This is a genomic window from Micromonospora haikouensis (assembly GCF_900091595.1).
GTDB lineage: Bacteria > Actinomycetota > Actinomycetes > Mycobacteriales > Micromonosporaceae > Micromonospora > Micromonospora haikouensis.
Map to the genome: position 1 here is coordinate 12155 of NZ_FMCW01000011.1, position 17224 is coordinate 29378.

General features: G+C 72.1%; 14 protein-coding genes. All 14 read left to right on the plus strand.

Annotated elements, in window-relative coordinates; all coding sequences use genetic code 11:
* Positions 1-52 precede the first annotated feature (52 nt).
* The 14 genes from GA0070558_RS12730 to GA0070558_RS12795 all read left to right on the plus strand — a co-directional run bounded on the left by GA0070558_RS12730 (position 53) and on the right by GA0070558_RS12795 (position 17219).
* On the plus strand, positions 53-1309 hold the full coding sequence (locus GA0070558_RS12730) for a sugar ABC transporter substrate-binding protein (protein ID WP_091278973.1): 1257 nt from the start codon (positions 53-55) through the stop codon (positions 1307-1309).
* On the plus strand, positions 1309-2946 hold the full coding sequence (locus tag GA0070558_RS12735; RefSeq protein ID WP_091278976.1) for an ABC transporter permease subunit: 1638 nt from the start codon (positions 1309-1311) through the stop codon (positions 2944-2946). Before GA0070558_RS12730 ends, GA0070558_RS12735 begins: the two co-directional genes overlap by 1 nt.
* On the plus strand, positions 2943-3845 hold the full coding sequence (locus GA0070558_RS12740; protein ID WP_077936074.1) for a sugar ABC transporter permease: 903 nt from the start codon (positions 2943-2945) through the stop codon (positions 3843-3845). The genes GA0070558_RS12735 and GA0070558_RS12740 overlap by 4 nt, the downstream gene beginning before the upstream one ends.
* Positions 3846-3984: 139 nt before the next feature.
* Entirely contained in the window at positions 3985-5868 is a 1884-nt protein-coding gene (locus GA0070558_RS12745) for a glycoside hydrolase family 13 protein (RefSeq protein WP_091278979.1), read from the plus strand.
* Between the two features lie 149 nt (positions 5869-6017).
* Positions 6018-6359, plus strand: a complete 342-nt coding sequence (locus tag GA0070558_RS12750; protein WP_043961820.1) for a hypothetical protein — start codon at positions 6018-6020, stop codon at positions 6357-6359.
* Between the two features lie 275 nt (positions 6360-6634).
* Positions 6635-7711, plus strand: a complete 1077-nt coding sequence (locus GA0070558_RS12755; RefSeq protein WP_091278982.1) for a BMP family lipoprotein — start codon at positions 6635-6637, stop codon at positions 7709-7711.
* A 252-nt stretch (positions 7712-7963) separates the two neighbouring features.
* Positions 7964-9529, plus strand: coding sequence for an ABC transporter ATP-binding protein (locus GA0070558_RS12760; RefSeq protein ID WP_369523379.1), 1566 nt, complete (start codon positions 7964-7966; stop codon positions 9527-9529).
* Positions 9526-10872, plus strand: coding sequence for an ABC transporter permease (locus GA0070558_RS12765; protein WP_091278988.1), 1347 nt, complete (start codon positions 9526-9528; stop codon positions 10870-10872). Before GA0070558_RS12760 ends, GA0070558_RS12765 begins: the two co-directional genes overlap by 4 nt.
* Positions 10873-10875: 3 nt before the next feature.
* Entirely contained in the window at positions 10876-12156 is a 1281-nt protein-coding gene (locus tag GA0070558_RS12770) for an ABC transporter permease (protein ID WP_091278991.1), read from the plus strand.
* A 224-nt stretch (positions 12157-12380) separates the two neighbouring features.
* Complete coding sequence (locus GA0070558_RS12775) at positions 12381-13442, plus strand: hypothetical protein (RefSeq protein ID WP_176734202.1); 1062 nt, start codon at positions 12381-12383, stop codon at positions 13440-13442.
* A gap of 33 nt (positions 13443-13475) precedes the next feature.
* Positions 13476-14360, plus strand: coding sequence for a hypothetical protein (locus GA0070558_RS12780; protein WP_091278994.1), 885 nt, complete (start codon positions 13476-13478; stop codon positions 14358-14360).
* Positions 14361-14424: 64 nt separating this feature from the next.
* Entirely contained in the window at positions 14425-15132 is a 708-nt protein-coding gene (locus tag GA0070558_RS12785) for a cytidine deaminase (protein ID WP_091278998.1), read from the plus strand.
* A gap of 5 nt (positions 15133-15137) precedes the next feature.
* Positions 15138-16418, plus strand: coding sequence for a thymidine phosphorylase (locus tag GA0070558_RS12790; RefSeq protein ID WP_091279001.1), 1281 nt, complete (start codon positions 15138-15140; stop codon positions 16416-16418).
* A gap of 120 nt (positions 16419-16538) precedes the next feature.
* Positions 16539-17219, plus strand: coding sequence for a DUF4272 domain-containing protein (locus tag GA0070558_RS12795; protein ID WP_091279005.1), 681 nt, complete (start codon positions 16539-16541; stop codon positions 17217-17219).
* Positions 17220-17224 lie beyond the last annotated feature (5 nt).

The window sequence follows — 17224 nt, forward strand, 5'->3', positions numbered from 1 at the left end:
CACTGGCGGGCCGCCCTTCCCCCGGCGGATCGCCATGACGACAGGAGTACCGATGCGCATCCGTACCGCGGGTGTGGTCGCCGTCCTCGGCCTGGCGCTGGCCGCCTCCGGCTGCGGTGGCAGCGACGACGACAGCAGCGCGCCGGCCGCGAAGGAGTCCGCCGGCGCCACCGGCGGGAAGCTGGTGATCTGGGCCGACGACAAGCGGACCGCCGCCCTGAAGCCGTTCGCCGAGAAGTTCGGCCAGGAGAACGGCGTGACCGTCGAGGTCCAGGCTGTCTCGAAGGACCTGCAGACCAACTTCGTCACCGCCTCCCAGCAGGGCAGCGGCCCCGACGTCGTGGTCGGCGCGCACGACTGGATCGGCAACCTGGTCCAGAACGGCGCCATCGACCCGGTGCAGCTCGCCGCCGACCAGAAGAGCGGCTTCAACGAGACCGCCGTCAAGGCCGTCACCTTCAACGGCCAGCTCTACGGCGTGCCGTACGCCATGGAGAACCTGGCGCTGATCCGCAACACCGAGCTGGCCCCGGAGGCCCCGAAGACGATCGAGGACCTGGTCGCCGCCGGCAAGAAGCTCAAGGCCGACAAGAAGGCCAGCGAGATCCTCTGCCTCCAGTCCGGCCAGAACGGCGACGCCTACCACATCTACCCGCTGTACACCTCGGCCGGCGGCTACCTCTTCGGCACCGCCGCCAACGGCGACTACGACCCGAAGGACCTGGGCGTGGGCAAGCCGGAGTCGATCGCCGCGTTCCAGAAGATCGCGAAGCTCGGCGAGAAGGGCGAGGGCGCGCTCAAGCGTTCCATCACCCCCGAGAACTCGATCGCCACCTTCACCGGCAAGAAGTGCGCCTTCCTGGTCTCCGGGCCGTGGGCCATCGCCGACGCCAAGAAGGCCAACATCTCCTACGACATCTCCCCGGTCCCCGGCTTCGCCGGCGGCAGCCAGGCGCAGCCGTTCGTGGGCGTCCAGGCGTTCTACGTGGCCGCCAAGGGCAAGAACAAGGCCCTGGCCCAGGAGTTCGTGGCGAACTACACCACCAAGCCGGAACTGGCCGTGGCCCTGTACAACGCCGAGCCGCGCCCGCCGGCCCTGACCGCCGCGCTCGACCAGGTCAAGGGCAGCGACCCGGACCTGGCCAAGTTCACCGAGGCCGGCAAGAACGGCCAGGTGCTCCCCGCGATCCCGGCCATGGCCGCGATCTGGGACCCGTTCGGCAAGGCCGAGGCCGCGATCATCGGCGGCGCCGACCCGGCCAAGACGATCACCGCGGCCGGCAAGACGATCTCCGGCCAGATCAAGTAATGAGCACGAAGCTGTCCGGCCCGGGGTCCACGCGGACCTCGGGCCGGGGGCCCGTCGGCCCCGGGCTCCCGCGCACCGCCCGCACCGCGCGGCACCACGCGCCGGTCACCGCGACCGGCCTCGTCGTCAAGGTGATCCTGCTCGGCCTCGTGGCCGGGATCGCGCTCTGGGCGGCCTTCCCGCTCGTCGAGGCCGAGAAGTGGGTCGGGCTGGCCCTGCTCGCGGCCACCACCGCCGGCCTGTTCTACCTCTACCTCACCCCCCGGCACATCCCCGCCAAGTACCTGGTCCCCGGCACGCTCTTCCTGATCGCCTTCCAGGTCTTCCCGGTGCTCTACACCGCCAGCACCGCCTTCACGAACTTCGGCGACGGCCACCGGGGCAGCAAGGACGACGCCATCGTCGCGATCCAGAGCTCCTCGGTGAAGCAGGTCCCCGGCTCCACCGAGTACGCCCTGTCGGTCGCCACCGCGGGCGACCCCGCCACCGGCGCGCTGGTCTTCCTGGTCACCGACCCGGCCACCGGCGCCGTCTCCGCCGGGGACGCCGACGGGCTGCGCCGGCTCGACGCCGCCGACGTCACCGTCGGCTCCGGCGGCAAGGTCACCGCCGCCGACGGCTACACCGTGCTCAACTTCGGCCAGGCCAGCGCCCGCAGCCAGGAGATCACCGACCTGGTGGTGCCCACCGCCGGGGGCGCGCTGCGCTCCTCCGGCCTGTCCCGCGCCTACGAGGGCCGGGCCATCCGGGCGTACGACGCCGGGTGCGACTGCGTCACCGACAGCGAGAGCAGCAAGCGGTGGACCGCCGACGCGGCGACCGGGTCGTTCGTCGCCGCCGACGGCGAGCGCCTCGCGCAGGGCTGGCAGGTCAACGTCGGGCTGGAGAACTTCTCCCGGGTCCTCACCGACCCGAACATCTCCGGACCGTTCTTCGGCACCCTGCTGTGGAACTTCGCCTTCGCGATCGGCTCCACCGGGTTCACCTTCGGACTCGGCATGGCCATCGCGCTGGCCCTGCACTCGCCCCGGATGCGCGGCACCAACCTCTACCGGGTGCTGCTGATCCTGCCGTACGCGATGCCGTCGTTCGCGATGCTGCTGGTCTGGCGGGACATGTTCAACACCGACTTCGGCCTGATCAACAACCTGTTCGGCCTCGGCGTCGACTGGTTCGGCGAGGCCTGGTCGGCCCGCGTGGCGGTGCTGCTGGTGCAGCTCTGGCTGGGCTACCCGTACATGTTCCTGGTCGCCACCGGCGCGCTCCAGGCCATCCCCAAGGAGCTGACCGAGGCCACCTCCGTCGACGGCGCGTCGCCCTGGCAGTCGTTCCGCGCGGTCACCCTGCCGCTGCTGCTCGTCGCGCTGTCGCCGCTGCTGATCGCGTCGTTCGCGTACAACTTCAACAACATCAACGCGATCTGGCTGACCACCGAGGGCGGCCCGTTCCCGGCGGACAACCCGCGCAACGGGGCGACCGACCTGCTGATCACCTACACGTACCGGCTGGCCTTCGGCGCGCAGGGCGCGGAGTTCGGCATGGCGGCGGCGGTGTCGATCTTCATCTTCGCGATCGTGGCGACGGTGTCGGCGATCAGCTTCCGCAACACCCGCAAGCAGGAGGAGGTCTACTCGTGACCACCTACGCGCACCCCCCGGCCGTCGACCGCACCGCCGCCGGCCGGCGGCGCAACCGCTGGCTGGCCCAGGTCGGCTGGCGGCACGTCGTCGGGGTGCTGGCCGTGGCGTTCAGCCTCTTCCCGATCCTGTTCGTGCTCTCGGCCGCGCTCAACCCGCTCGGCACCCTCTCGTCGACCTCCCTCGTGCCGACCGGCGGGGTGTCGGGCGAGAACTTCGCCAACCTGTTCGCCGACACTGCGTTCGGGCACTGGTTCGTCAACTCGCTGCTGATCGCCGGGCTCGCCAGCTTCGTGTCCATCTTCCTGTCCTCGCTGGCGGCGTACGCGTTCTCCCGGATGCGCTTCGCCGGCCGCCGGGTCGGGCTGCTCACCCTGCTGCTGATCCAGATGTTCCCGCAGTTCCTGGCGATCGTGGCGATCTTCCTGATCTTCACCACGGTCACCGACCTGTGGCCGGCGATCGGCTTCAACACCCCGTGGGGCCTGTTCCTGCTCTACATGGGCGGCGCGCTCGGCGTGAACACCTGGCTGATGAAGGGCTTCTTCGACACGCTGCCCCGGGAACTGGACGAGTCCGCCACGATGGACGGCGCGTCGCACGCCCAGGTCTTCTTCCGGATCATGCTGCCGCTGGTGGCGCCGATCCTGGCGGTGACCGCCCTGCTGTCGTTCATCGGCACGATCAACGAGTTCATGATCGCCAACGTGTTCCTGACCGACACCGAGTCGAAGACCCTCGCCGTCGGCATGTTCGGCCTGGTCGCCGGCGAGCGCAACAACAACTTCGGGATGTTCGCGGCGGGCACCCTGCTCACCGCCGTCCCCACCGTGCTGGTCTTCCAGCTCCTCCAGCGGTACATCGTCTCCGGCCTCACCGCCGGAGCGGTCAAGGGCTGAGCCTCCTCGGCTCACGCTGCGGCAAGGGCGTCGTGTCGACGTACACCGGAGCGGTTTCCGGGCGGACCGCCGCGGTCGGGTGACCGACCGCGGCGGGTGCCCGCCCACTCCCCGTCGACCCGACCCGAAAGGCCGCACCATGTCCCCACGCCGCACCGCCGCCCCGGGCCGCACCGTCTCCCCGGGCCCGCACCACGACGGCTCCGCCGCCTACGTCCCCGAGCAGGAACCCGCCCTCGGGCAGACCGTCCCCGTCTTCGTCCGGGTCCCCGCCGGGGCCGACGTGCGCTCCGTGCACGTGCGCAGCACCCCCGACGGCGAGCCGCGCTTCGCCGAGGCCACCGTCGACCGCCGCACCGGCTCCGACGTCTGGTGGCGCGCCGACGTCGAGGTACGCAACCCGGTCAGCAACTACCGGTTCCTGCTCACCGACGCCCGTGGCGACTACCGCTGGCTCACCGCCGCCGGCCTCGCCGACCACGACGTGCCCGACCACGGCGACTTCAAGCTGGTCACCCACGCCCCGCCGCCGGCCTGGGCCCGCGACGCGGTGATCTACCAGGTCTTCCCCGACCGGTTCGCCCGCTCCGCCGCCGCCGACGGCCGGGCCGCCCCGGACTGGGCCGTCCCCTGCGACTGGGACACCCCCGTGATCGGGCGCGGCCCGCAGACCCCCCGCCAGTTCTACGGCGGCGACCTCGACGGCATCGCCGAGCGGCTCGACCACCTCGACCGGCTCGGCGTCAACACCGTCTACCTCACCCCGATCTTCCCGGCCCGCTCCAACCACCGCTACGACGCGGCCAGCTTCGACACCGTCGACCCGCTGCTCGGCGGCGACGCCGCGCTGGCCCGGCTCGCCGACGCGGTGCACGCCCGGGGCTGGCGGCTCCTCGGCGACATCACCAGCAACCACACCGGCGACGCCCACCACTGGTTCACCGCCGCCGTCTCCGACGTGACCGCCCCCGAACGGGAGCTGTACTACTTCGACGCCGTGACCGGGGACTACGAGTCGTGGAACGGGGTGAAGTCGCTGCCGAAGCTCAACTGGGGCAGCGCGGAACTGCGCCGCCGCTTCGCCACCGCCGAGGACTCGCTGCTGCGCCGCTGGCTGCGCCCGCCGTACTCGCTCGACGGGTGGCGGGTCGACGTGGCGAACATGACCGGGCGGCGCGGCGCGGACGCGTACACCCACGAGGTGGCGCGGCTGCTGCGCGAGGTGGTGGCCGAGACCAGGGCCGACGGGCTGGTGCTCGCCGAGCACGGCCACGACCACACCGGCGACCTGGACCGCGACGGCTGGCACGGCACGATGAACTACGTCGGCTTCACCGACCCCGTCTGGTCCTGGCTGCGCCACGACTCCGGGCTGCGTGACGCCTCCTGGCTGCGCCACGGCGACGAGCCCGTGCCGAACTTCCTCGGCACCCCCGGCGGGGTGCGGCGGCGCGACGCGCACGCCGTGCGGGCCACCCTGGACACCTACCGGTCGCTGGTCTCCTGGCGGTCGTACGTGCACTCGTGGCAGCTCCTCGGCTCGCACGACTCGGCCCGGATCCGCACCGTGGTCGGCGACGCCGCCCGGCAGGAGGTGGCCGCCGGGCTGCTCGCCACCATGCCGGGCACTCCGGTGATCTTCGCCGGGGACGAGCTGGGGCTGACCGGGGCTAACGGGGAGGGCTCGCGTACCCCGATGCCGTGGCACCGGCCGGACAGCTGGGACGCCGGCACGCTCGCCGCGTACCGGAGGCTGATCGCCCTGCGCCGGGCCGAGCCGGCGCTGCGCCACGGCGGCCTGCGCTGGGTGCACGTCGACGCGGACACGCTGGTCTTCCTCCGCGAGACGCCCACCGGCGGCGTGCTGGTGCTGGCCCGGCGCGCCGCCGGCACCCCGGTCCGGATCGCCGGCCTGCCGGCCGTCGAGAACGCCTACGGCGGTGCCCCGGCGCTGCGCCCGGACGCCGACGGCACGGTGACCCTCCCCGCCGACGGCCCCACCTTCCAGCTCTGGCGGCTGTAGGTGCAAGGAAGGGCCCCCTATTAACGCTTTCGGTAGAGAAGGGGACCCCTCTCACGCGGGGGTGTTAACAGGGGGCCCTTCCTTGTGTGCGGGGGAGGGCATGGGCGGGTCCCTACTACGAGACGTCGTTGATGGGGGAGGATGGCCCGATGGAAGCTCTTCGCCTGGTACTTCTCTACGTTCACCTGATCGGCTTCGCGCTGCTGCTCGGCGGCGCGATCGCCCAGTACGTCAGCGGTCGGCTGCGGATCAATGCGGCCATGCTCTGGGGGTCGGTCATCGGCCTGCTGACCGGAATCGGGCTGTCCGCCCCGTTGCGCGACGGCGACGAGCCGGCCCCCGCCAAACTTGTTACCAAGTTGGTGCTCGCGCTGCTGATCTTTGTCATGGTCTTCTTCTCCCGTAAGCGGGAGACGGTCAACCGTGGCCACTTCCTCGCGATCGTCGGGTTGACCCTGGTCAACGCGGCGGTGGCGGTCTTCTGGCGCTAACGCCCTGGCCAGGGGAGAGGCCACGGGAACCGGACGTTCGTGACGCCCGACCGGTCCACTACCTGCACGAGAAGTGATGTGCCCCACCCAAGGGTTACGTAGGGGTAACAGGCACTCAACAGTCGTGCACGATTGTCGGCCGGTGGGTGGGCGCGGGCGTACGCTCCCGTCCGTAACGTGAGACGCCGGCGGCCACAAAGCAGGCCGGCTCAAGGGCTGCCACCGCGCAGAGCGGTGTGCAATGGGAAGGAGACGTCTTGCGCTCTGTGCGTGGGATGCGGATCGCCTCCGCCTTCGTGGCGGGTGGGCTCGTGCTGGGCGCCGCCGCGTGTGGTGAGGCCCCCAAGGACGACAACGGCGCCGGTGCCGGCGACGCCGGTGGCAAGAAGTACAGCGCCTGCATGGTGACCGACGTCGGCGGCATCGACGACAAGTCGTTCAACACCTCCGCCTGGAAGGGCCTGCAGGAGGCCAAGAAGGCCAACGACAAGATCGACATCAAGTACGTCGCGTCGAAGTCCCAGGCGGACTACGAGGTCAGCATGACCCAGTTCGTCAACCAGAAGTGCGACTTCATCCTGGCCGTCGGCGGCCTGATGGGCGACGCGACCTCGAAGATCGCGAAGGCGAACCCGAACCAGCAGTTCGGCATCGTCGACTCGAAGCTGCCGGAGTCCAACGTCTACCCGATGCAGTTCGACACCGCGCAGGCCGCGTTCCAGGCCGGCTACCTGGCCGCCGGGATGAGCAAGAGCGGCAAGGTCGGCACGTACGGTGGCCTGCCGATCCCGCCGGTGACGATCTTCATGGACGGCTTCGTCGACGGCGTAGCGCACTACAACAAGACCAAGAGCAAGAACGTCCAGGTCCTGGGCTGGAACAAGGAGACCCAGAAGGGCTCCTTCACCAACGACTTCGCCAAGCAGGACGAGGGCAAGAAGGTCTCCGACACCCTGGTCGCCCAGGGCGCGGACATCATCATGCCGGTCGCCGGTGGCGCGGGCCTCGGCACCACCGCGGCGGCGCAGGCCTCCGGCGGCAAGTACTCGGTCATCTGGGTCGACGCCGACGGCTGTGAGAGCACCCCGAACTGCCCGGCGCTGCTGACCACCGTGGTCAAGAACATCGCCGACGCCGTCAAGGAGGCCGTGGTCAAGGCCGCCGGCGGGGAGAAGCTCGAGGTCAACCCGGGCTTCGTGGGCACGCTCGCCAACAACGGCGTGTCGCTCGCCCCGTACCACGAGTTCGACAGCAAGGTCCCGGCGGACCTGAAGGCCGAGGTCGAGAAGATCAAGGCCGACATCGCCGCGGGCACCATCACCGTCACCTCGAAGGCCCAGCCGACCAAGTGACCACCCCGCCGGCCCGCCGCCCTCCCGCGGTGGGCCGGCGGGCCCTGGCATGACGACCGGCCGCCTCGACCACGCGGGGACCCACCCGCGTGGTCGGGGCGGCCGGTCCGCACCACCCCACGCCCCGGCAGGCACCGTGACCGGCTCGGCAGCGGCTACGCTGCACCACCCTTCGCACTCCAGGAGGTTGCGCTGAGACTCGAACTGCGCGGCATCACCAAGCGGTTCGGTGATCTGGTCGCCAACGACCACATCGACCTGACGGTGGAGCCTGGAGAGATCCATGCCCTGCTCGGCGAGAACGGCGCCGGCAAGTCGACCCTGATGAACGTCCTCTACGGGCTCTACCACCCCGACGAGGGCGAGATCCTGGTCGACGGCGCGCCGCTGCGGCTCAAGGGCCCGTCCGACGCCATCGCGGCCGGGATCGGGATGGTGCACCAGCACTTCATGCTGGTGCCCGTCTTCACCGTGGCCGAGAACGTGATGCTCGGCGCCGAGCAGGTCAGGGGCGGCATCGCCGGCTTCCTCGACCGGCGGCGGGCCCGACGCGAGGTCGCCGAGGTCTCGCAGCGCTACAACCTGCGGGTCGACCCGGACGCGGTGATCGAGGACCTGCCGGTCGGCATCCAACAGCGGGTGGAGATCGTCAAGGCCCTCACCCGGGACGTCGACCTGCTGATCCTCGACGAGCCGACGGCCGTGCTCACTCCGCAGGAGACAGAGGAACTGCTCGCCGTCATGCGGTCGCTCAAGGCCGCCGGCAAGTCGATCGTCTTCATCACCCACAAGCTCGGCGAGGTCAAGGCCATCGCCGACCGGATCACCGTGATCCGGCGCGGCAGGACCGTCGGCACCGCCTCGCCGACCGCCAGCCGGGACGAGTTGGCCTCCCTCATGGTGGGCCGCAGCGTCCGGCTGACCGTGGACAAGCAGCCCGCCGCCGCCGGCAGGCCGATCCTGGAGGTCGCCGGCCTGGTCGTCGACGACGACCGGCAGGTCCGCGCGGTCGACGGGGTCGACCTGACCGTGCACGCGGGCGAGGTGCTCGGCGTCGCGGGCGTGCAGGGCAACGGACAGACCGAGCTGATCGAGGCGATCATGGGGCTGCGGCCCGTCCTCGCCGGCACGGTCACCCTGGACGGCGAGCAGGTGAACGGCTGGTCGACCAAGAAGGTGCTGCGCGCCGGCGTCGGCTACGTCCCCGAGGACCGCAGCGTCGACGGCCTCGTCAAGGAGTTCAGCGTCGCCGAGAACCTGGTGCTGGACATCTACGATCGACCGCCCTTCGGCCGGGGCCTGTCCCTGCAACCGGACGCCATCGCGTCCTCGGCGCGGGAACGGATCGCGCAGTTCGACGTCCGTACCCCCTCGGCGGACGCGCCGGTCGGCACCCTCTCAGGCGGCAACCAGCAGAAGGTGATCGTGGCGCGGGAGCTGTCCCGGCCGCTGAAGCTCTTCATCGCCGCCCAGCCGACTCGCGGCGTCGACGTCGGCTCCATCGAGTTCATCCACTCCCGGGTCATCCGGGAGCGGGACGTGGGCACCGCCGTCCTGGTCGTCTCCAGCGAACTGGACGAGGTGATCGGCCTGGCCGACCGGATCGCGGTCATGTACCGCGGCCGGGTCATCGGCATCGTCGGCCCGGACACCCCCCGCGAGGAGATCGGCCTGCTGATGGCCGGCATCACCCCCGACGCGGCCCCCGCCGCCGAGTCGGCCGTCGGCGCGGCGTCGCCGGCCCCCAAGGCGCAGAGGCGGGCCCCCGACGCGGCGACCCCGGCCCCCGTGGGCCCCGGTAGCGAGGACGAGACATGACCAACCCCAACCCGGCGTCGGGCTCGCCGGACCTGGCGTCGGCGACCGAGGCGCGACCCGCGCAGGTGGCGGCCGGCGGCGTCGACCGCGCCGCGACGGCCACCGCCACCGCTGGGCAGCCGCAGCCGACAAAGCCGCAGCCGGACCGGCCCGCCCTGGGCCGGCTGTTCCTGGAGAACCTGTGGGCGGCCAACACGGTGACCGTCACGCTGCTCGCGGTGCTGCTGGCGATGCTCGTCGGCGCCGTGCTGATCATCGTCTCGGACCCGGAGGTGCTGGCCACCTACGGCTACGTCACCGCCCGCCCGTCCGATGCGTTGACCTCCAGCTGGGCGGTGGTCAGCGAGGCGTACGCGAACCTGTTCAAGGGCGCGGTCTTCGACCCGGAGGCGTCCGGTTTCACCGCCGCGCTCAGCCCGATCTCGGAGACGCTGACCTACACCGCGCCGCTGGTGTTCACCGGCCTGTCGGTGGCGCTCGCCTTCCGCGGCGGCCTGTTCAACATCGGCGCGCAGGGCCAGGCCACCGTCGGCGTCATCCTCGCCGCGCTGGCCGGCTTCCTGCTGCCATTGCCCCCGGTGCTGCACCTGCTCGTCGCCCTGCTCGCCGGCGCGGCCGGCGGCGCGCTCTGGGGGTTCGTCCCGGGCATCCTCAAGGCGCGCACCGGCGCCCACGAGGTGATCAACACGATCATGCTCAACTACGTCGCGGTGTACTTCCTCGCCTGGATCATCGTTCAGAACGGGGTGCAGAGCCCGAACCGGGCCGACGCCATCAGCCGGCCCGTCGACTCCTCGGCCCAACTGCCCCGGCTGCTCGGCGACAACCTGCGGGTACACGCCGGCATCCTGCTGGCTGTCCTGGCCACCTGGTTCGTCGCCTGGCTGCTCAACCGCTCCACGTTCGGCTTCGAGCTGCGCGCGGTGGGCGCCAACCCGGACGCGGCCCGCACCGCCGGCATCAGCGTCGCCCGCACGTATGTGCTGATGATGGCCATCGCCGGTCTGCTCGCCGGCCTCGGCGGCAGCCAGATGGTGCTCGGCTCGACGGCGGACGCGCTCACCCCGCAGGTGGTCGCGCAGATCGGGTTCGACGGCATCCTGGTGGCCCTCCTGGGCCGGGTGAAGCCGTGGGGCGTGCTGCTGGCCGCGCTGTTGTTCGGCGCGCTCCAGGCCGGCGGCAATCGGATGCAGAGCTACTCGGGCATCTCGCTGGAGCTGGTCACCGTGCTCCAGGCGCTGATCGTCATCTTCATCGCCGCGCCGGCCCTGGTGAAGGCGATCTTCCAGCTCCGGGCCGCCCGCGCCGCCCGGTTGCAGACAAGCCTGGCGAAGGGCTGGTAAGGCATGTCAACCATGGCTGTCCCGGACGTGGCGGTGGCCCAGGTCGACGAGGGCTTCTGGACCCGTACCCGCAAGATGGGCGCCGTCCTGCTGGCGCTCGGGGTGATCTCGACGGTGCTCTTCGGGGCACTCGCCACCGACCAGCAGGCCCGCTTCACCCTCAGTGAGACCGAGGGCGGCGCGGCGTTGGAGATCAACGGCACCATCGGCGCGATCCTGTTCGGCGTCATCACCGCGGCGGCCGGCGCGGCCCTGCTCGCCGGGGTGCCGAAGCGCTGGCTGACCGTGCTGCTCGGGGTCGGGCTCGTCGGCTTCGTGCTGTCGTTCCTGTGTTGGCAGGTCTCGGCCGCCCCCGAGGGGCGCAACTTCATGCCGATGGTCAACATGGTGCGGGGCACGTTCATCCTGGCCCTGCCGCTGATCTTCGGTGCCCTCGCCGGCGTGCTCTGCGAGCGGTCCGGCGTGGTCAACGTCGCCATCGAGGGCCAACTGCTGATGGGGGCGTTCAGCGGCGCCCTGTTCGGCAGCCTCTCCGGCAGCGTGTGGGTGGGCCTGGTCGCCGCCGCGATCGGCGGCGCGTTCATCTCGCTGCTGCTCGCCGTGTTCGCCATCCGCTACCTGGTCGACCAGGTCGTCATGGGCATCGTGCTCAACCTGCTGGCCGTCGGCGTCACCGGTTTCCTCTACGAGCGGCTGATGCAGACCGACGCGCAGAAGTACAACTCCGCGCCCCGGTTCGGCACCTGGGAGATCCCGCTGCTCTCCGACATCCCGGTGCTCGGGCCGGCGCTGTTCCGCAGCAACCTTTTCCTCTACCTCGGCCTGCTGCTGGTGCTGGTCATCCACATCGCGCTGTTCCGCACCCGGTGGGGCCTGCGGACCCGGGCCGTCGGCGAGCACCCGACCGCCGCCGACACCCTCGGCGTGAAGGTGCTGCGCGTGCGCTACCGCAACGTGCTGCTCGCCGGGGTGGTGGCCGGGATCGGCGGGGCGTCGTACACGCTCGCGCTCTACTCGTTCACCAAGAACATGATCGGCGGCAAGGGCTTCATCGCCCTCGCCGCGCTGATCTTCGGCCGGTGGAGCCCCACCGGCGCGCTGCTCGCCGCGCTCTTCTTCGGCTTCGCCGACCAGCTCGGCACGTACCTCGGCGCGATCGGCAGCGGCATCCCGAGCCAGTTCCTGGCGATGCTGCCCTACCTCGCGACCATGCTGGCCGTGGCCGGGCTCGTCGGCCGGGTCCGGGCGCCCGCCGCCGACGGCAAGCCGTACATCAAGGGCTGACGCCCGGTCGCCGACACCTTACCGTTGCCCGTGCCCGGCGGCCTGCCCGCCGGGCACGGGCGTCTCCGTCCTGTGCCATATCGATGACCTGACGGTGACGGGATGGTCGACCCTTCGCGCAGATTCCCTCGTCTGCGTGAGATGACCATGAAACGGCCCCTGACAGCCCTGGCGGCGTTGCTCTGCGCCACCACGTTGCTGTCCGCACCGTCCACCGCGACCGGGTGCCGGACCCCGACGCCCGGTTGGGGGCGGGGTGGCGGCGGTCCACGGACCGCGCCGTCACCACCTCCAGCGATGCGACCGGCCTGCACCTGCTCGTCGCCGACGAGGCGCAGGCCTACGCCTGGCGCACGGCGGCGACCCTCGCCGAGCCCGGCCTCGACGCCGACCAGTGGATCGGCCAGGCGTGCGTCACCGGCTCCGGCCGCCGCGCCGTGGTCGTCTACGGCCCCCGGACCTTTACCAACCGGGAACCCCTCATGCAGCGGGGCGGCTTCACCGCCGTCGTCGACCTGGACACCGGCGCGGTCACGAAGCTGCGTGAACGCGTCTCGCTGGCCTACCACAACCCGGGCTGCGGTGCCGGCGAGCGGGCCGTCCTCTCCCGGCTGGAGATGCCCGCCCCGACCGGCGGGGCGGCGCACACCTGGATCGGCACCGTCGACGCGGCGCACCCGACCCGGGCGATCCGCGCGGTCCGGGCCGCCGGTCAGGTCACCTCGACCGTGCCCGTCGGTGAAAAGCTGATCGGCTCCAAGGGCGCGAGCCTGATGCGCATCGGAGCCAAGGGCAGGACCACCACCGTGGCGACCGCTTCGGCCAGCCCGTTCCGCCTGCTCGCCGACGGCCGCGACGCGGTCGCCTTCCAGGTCGTCCAAGACGGACGGACCGAGTTCAAGCGGTTCGCTGCCGGCCGGATCAGCGATCACGGATCGGCACCGAAGGGTGAGATCAAGCTCCGCGCCGGCGCGGGCGGGCGGGTCTTCGCGGTCGGCGGGCGGGCGAAGGCCCGGATGACCGAGCAGTTGCCTCCGGGCTGGTCGGCGATCGACGGCCTGCCGGACAGCGACGTGTCGACGACCGGGGCGCTCGTGGTGTCCCGGGCGACCACCGGTCGCGAGGCGGCCGGGCGGCCGGCGGAACGACCGGACAGCGGTCAGGCGGACCGGGTGGACATCTCGGCCCGGCGCGTGGCCAACGGCGGCCCACTGGGATGGACCTGTACAACTACCGTTGGTGATCGATGCGGAAGGTCCGGCGTCCGCGCCGGGCCTTCCGCCTGAACCCCGGAGGGCCCGTTGAGGTTGTTCCGTGGCATGGCCGCCGCGGCTCTGTGCGGCGGGGCCGGGGCCGGCGTGCTCGCCGCGCTCTGGCACGAACAGGTCCGCTTTCAGCGGTCCTGCAAGACCGACACCATCGGTGCCTGCCTCGGCTTCGCCTTTCCCGCCCTGATCGTCGGGCCGGTGGTCGTCACCGCGATCGGGTGGCTCCTGCTGCGGGCGACACGGGCCGCTCGGCCGCTTCCGGCGGCCCTGCTCGGCGCGGTGGCCTCGGGCGGCGGGGCCCTGGTCGCCCAAGCCTTCCGGCCGTTCTCGGGGCCGCTGCCGGTGTGGCTGGCGGTGCTGCTCGGCACGGTCGGGTTCGCCGCCGGCGTCGCGGCCATGGAGGCCCGTCACCGGGTCGTCCGGGTGGGGCTGGCCCTGGCGCTGCTCCTACCGTGGGCGGCCGCGCCCGCGCTGCGGGAGCCGGGCAGGCGGTACGCCCTTCGCGACGGCTTCGCCCATCTCGGGCTTCCGCTCGTCGTGCCGCAGGTGGAGGGCTACCAGGTGGCCAATGCCCATGCCTTCGGCCAGGAACGGGTCCTCTCCGTACGCATCGAGCGAGGGGAGGACTCGATAATGGTACGCGTGGTGCCGCTGCCTGCGGACTTCGCCCCGCCCGTGAGCTGCGGGCCGGCCATGACCGACCGCTCGGTGTCGGACGACGGGCACGGGGCGCCCGCCCCGCAGCCGTGCCGGGTGGCAGGCCACGAGCACTGGGTCCGCGCCGAGAGCAGCGGGGACGTGCACCTCGTCCGCCGCGGCGAGGCGCTCGTGCTCCTGCGACCCGGGCCGGACACCCCCGCCGCCGACGTGGCGGCAGCAGCGGCGAACCTGACCGAGGTGACCCCCGAGCAGCTGACGGAACTGGCCGTCCGCTGAACTGGGTCGCCGTCGCCCCTGCCCTGCCCGCCCCTGACCGGCGTGAATTGGGCAGAATGGCGGGATGACCGAGATCGACTGGGAGCGCCTGCGGGCCGCCGCCACCGAGGTGATGCGGCACGCGTACGTGCCGTACTCGAAGTTCCCCGTCGGGGCCGCCGCCCTCGTCGACGACGGCCGGATCGTGGTCGGCTGCAACGTGGAGAACGCCGCGTACGGGGTGGTGCTCTGCGCCGAGTGCGGGGTGGTCTCCTCGCTGCACGCCACCGGCGGCGGCCGGATCGTCGCCCTGTCCTGCGTCGACGCCACCGGCGAGCCGCTGATGCCGTGCGGCCGGTGCCGGCAACTGCTCTGGGAGCAGGGCGGCCCGCGCTGCCTGATCGAAGCCAAGGGCGGCCCGCTGACCATGGCGGAGCTGCTGCCGCACGCGTTCGACGTGGCCGACCTGGAGGCGGTGACCGGCGAACGGCCGGTGCCCGTGGTGCCGGACCGGCTGGCCGCCTGGCGGGGGCGGGGCACCGTCTTCGTGCACGCCGACCTGTCGGCGGGGCGGCAGGTGTGGACGGCGTACTGGGAGCGGTCGGCCGGGGACACGGAGGGCGCCGAGACCGGCGTGCTGGAGGAGGGCCCGAGCTGGGACGAGGCGGCAGAGGCGATCGCCTGGGGGCTCGCCCGCACCCCGCGCGTCGTGGTGGTGGACGCGACGGGCACCATCTTCTGGGCCGGCGAGGGGGAGCCGCCGCAGGAGATCCCGACTCGGTGGGGTGGTTGAGACTGATGAGTGCCTTCACGGCGGTGGACGTCATCCGCGCCAAGCGGGACGGCGGGGTGCTGGGCGACGCCCAGATCGACTGGGTCGTCGACGCGTACACGAAGGGCCTGGTCGCCGACGAGCAGATGTCGGCGCTGGCCATGGCGATCCTGCTGCGCGGGATGACCGCGCCGGAGATCGCCCGGTGGACCGCCGCGATGATCGCCAGCGGCGAGCGGCTGGACCTCTCCGCCGTCGACCGGCCGACCGTCGACAAGCACTCCACCGGCGGCGTCGGTGACAAGATCACCCTTCCGCTCACCCCGCTGGTCGCCGCCTGCGGCGGCGCGGTGCCGCAGCTCTCCGGGCGCGGGCTCGGCCACACCGGCGGCACGCTGGACAAGCTGGAGTCGATCCCGGGCTGGCGGGCCGCGCTGAGCAACGACGAGTTCATCCGCCAGCTCCGCGAGGTGGGCGCGGTGATCTGCGCGGCGGGCGCGGGCCTCGCCCCGGCCGACCGCAAGCTGTACGCGCTGCGCGACGTCACCGGCACCGTCGAGGCGATCCCCCTGATCGCCAGCTCGATCATGAGCAAGAAGATCGCCGAGGGCACCGGCGCGCTGGTGCTCGACGTGAAGGTCGGTTCCGGGGCGTTCATGAAGTCCGTCGACGACGCCCGCGAGCTGGCCCGCACGATGGTCGAGCTGGGCGGCGCGCACGGCGTCCGGACGGTCGCCCTGCTCACCGACATGTCCACCCCGCTCGGGCTGGCCGTCGGCAACGCCGTCGAGGTCACCGAGTCGGTCGAGGTGCTGGCCGGCGGCGGGCCCGCCGACGTGGTGGAGCTGACCCTCGCCCTGGCCCGGGAGATGCTCGACGCGGCGGGGCTGCCCGACGCCGACCCCGGCGCGGCGCTGCGCGACGGCCGCGCCATGGACGCCTGGCGGGCGATGATCCGCGCCCAGGGCGGCGACCCGGACGCGCCCATGCCCACCGCACCCGAGGTGGAGGTGGTCCGCGCCGACGCCGACGGCTTCGTGGCGTCGGTCGACGCGTACGCGATCGGGGTGGCCGCCTGGCGGCTCGGCGCGGGCCGCGCCCGCAAGGAGGACCCGGTGAGCGTCCCGTCGGGGGTGGTGCTGCACAAGCGCCCCGGCGACCCGGTGCGGGCCGGCGAGCCGCTGTACGAGCTGCGCGCCGAGCAAGCCGCCCGGATCCCGGCGGCGCTGGCCGAGGCCGCCCGGGCGGTACGCATCTCGCCGACCGCCCCGGCCGCGAAGCCGCTGGTCATCGAGCGGATCGGCTGACCTGTCCCCGCGTCCGTCCCGGCACCCACCTGTCGTGGTGCCGACCGCCGTTAACCGCTATTCTCCCAGGCCAGGGGGACGACCGGCGCTTAGCCGATGCGACTGACAGGGGTCTGAGCCGTGCGCGTACCCGCTCCCGACCCGCGCGAGGTCCGTGACGCCAGCCTGGACGAGCTGTCCCGGCTGGGGCTGCCGCTGCCACCCGAGCAGTTCCCGCTGGTGTGGGAGCCCGGGGACGAGATCGAGCTGCGGCCGACGGTGGAGATCGAGGCGCGCATCGCCGTGCTGCACGTGATCCTGGCCCGGTGCTTCGGCATGCCCGCGCAGGCGGCGATGAGCTGGCTGCTCAACTCCCACCTGGTCGACATGGTCACCCCGCCCGAGTGGCAGTTCGTGATGGGCGGCCGGGGCGACCACCGGTCGTTCGTGCTGCACCACGACGCGCTGTTCTCGCTGGCCTGGGTGCTCGGCCTGACCAAGCAGCTCGACCCGACGCTGCCGGTCGACGAGCGGCTGGTGGAGCGGCTGCCGCACATCGCGGGCGGGGAGACCTTCGCGCACTGGCGCTCCCGCATCCTGGCCGCGCCCCAGCACCCGGCCGACGCGGCGGCCCTGCTCGACCTGCACTACTGCCTCGACTGGGCGTACCTGGAACTGGAGCGGGACGGGCGGTCGCGGCCCGGCCTGGTCGACGCCAACGCGATCGGTCAGCGCCGGTGGGCGCTGGAGTGGGCGGTGGTCCTGCGCGGGCCCTACCACGACGAACCGCCGGGCTGGGAAGAGGTCGACCTGTCCACCTGAGGCGG

Excerpts from the sequence above, each read along its gene's own strand:
- GA0070558_RS12730 (WP_091278973.1), top strand. The coding sequence starts at position 53 with ATGCGCATCCGTACCGCGGGTGTGGTCGCCGTCCTCGGCCTGGCGCTG.
- GA0070558_RS12735 (WP_091278976.1), top strand. The coding sequence starts at position 1,309 with ATGAGCACGAAGCTGTCCGGCCCGGGGTCCACGCGGACCTCGGGCCGG.
- GA0070558_RS12745 (WP_091278979.1), top strand. The coding sequence starts at position 3,985 with ATGTCCCCACGCCGCACCGCCGCCCCGGGCCGCACCGTCTCCCCGGGC.
- GA0070558_RS12750 (WP_043961820.1), top strand. The coding sequence starts at position 6,018 with ATGGAAGCTCTTCGCCTGGTACTTCTCTACGTTCACCTGATCGGCTTC.
- GA0070558_RS12755 (WP_091278982.1), top strand. The coding sequence starts at position 6,635 with ATGCGGATCGCCTCCGCCTTCGTGGCGGGTGGGCTCGTGCTGGGCGCC.
- GA0070558_RS12765 (WP_091278988.1), top strand. The coding sequence starts at position 9,526 with ATGACCAACCCCAACCCGGCGTCGGGCTCGCCGGACCTGGCGTCGGCG.
- GA0070558_RS12770 (WP_091278991.1), top strand. The coding sequence starts at position 10,876 with ATGTCAACCATGGCTGTCCCGGACGTGGCGGTGGCCCAGGTCGACGAG.
- GA0070558_RS12780 (WP_091278994.1), top strand. The coding sequence starts at position 13,476 with ATGGCCGCCGCGGCTCTGTGCGGCGGGGCCGGGGCCGGCGTGCTCGCC.
- GA0070558_RS12785 (WP_091278998.1), top strand. The coding sequence starts at position 14,425 with ATGACCGAGATCGACTGGGAGCGCCTGCGGGCCGCCGCCACCGAGGTG.
- GA0070558_RS12790 (WP_091279001.1), top strand. The coding sequence starts at position 15,138 with ATGAGTGCCTTCACGGCGGTGGACGTCATCCGCGCCAAGCGGGACGGC.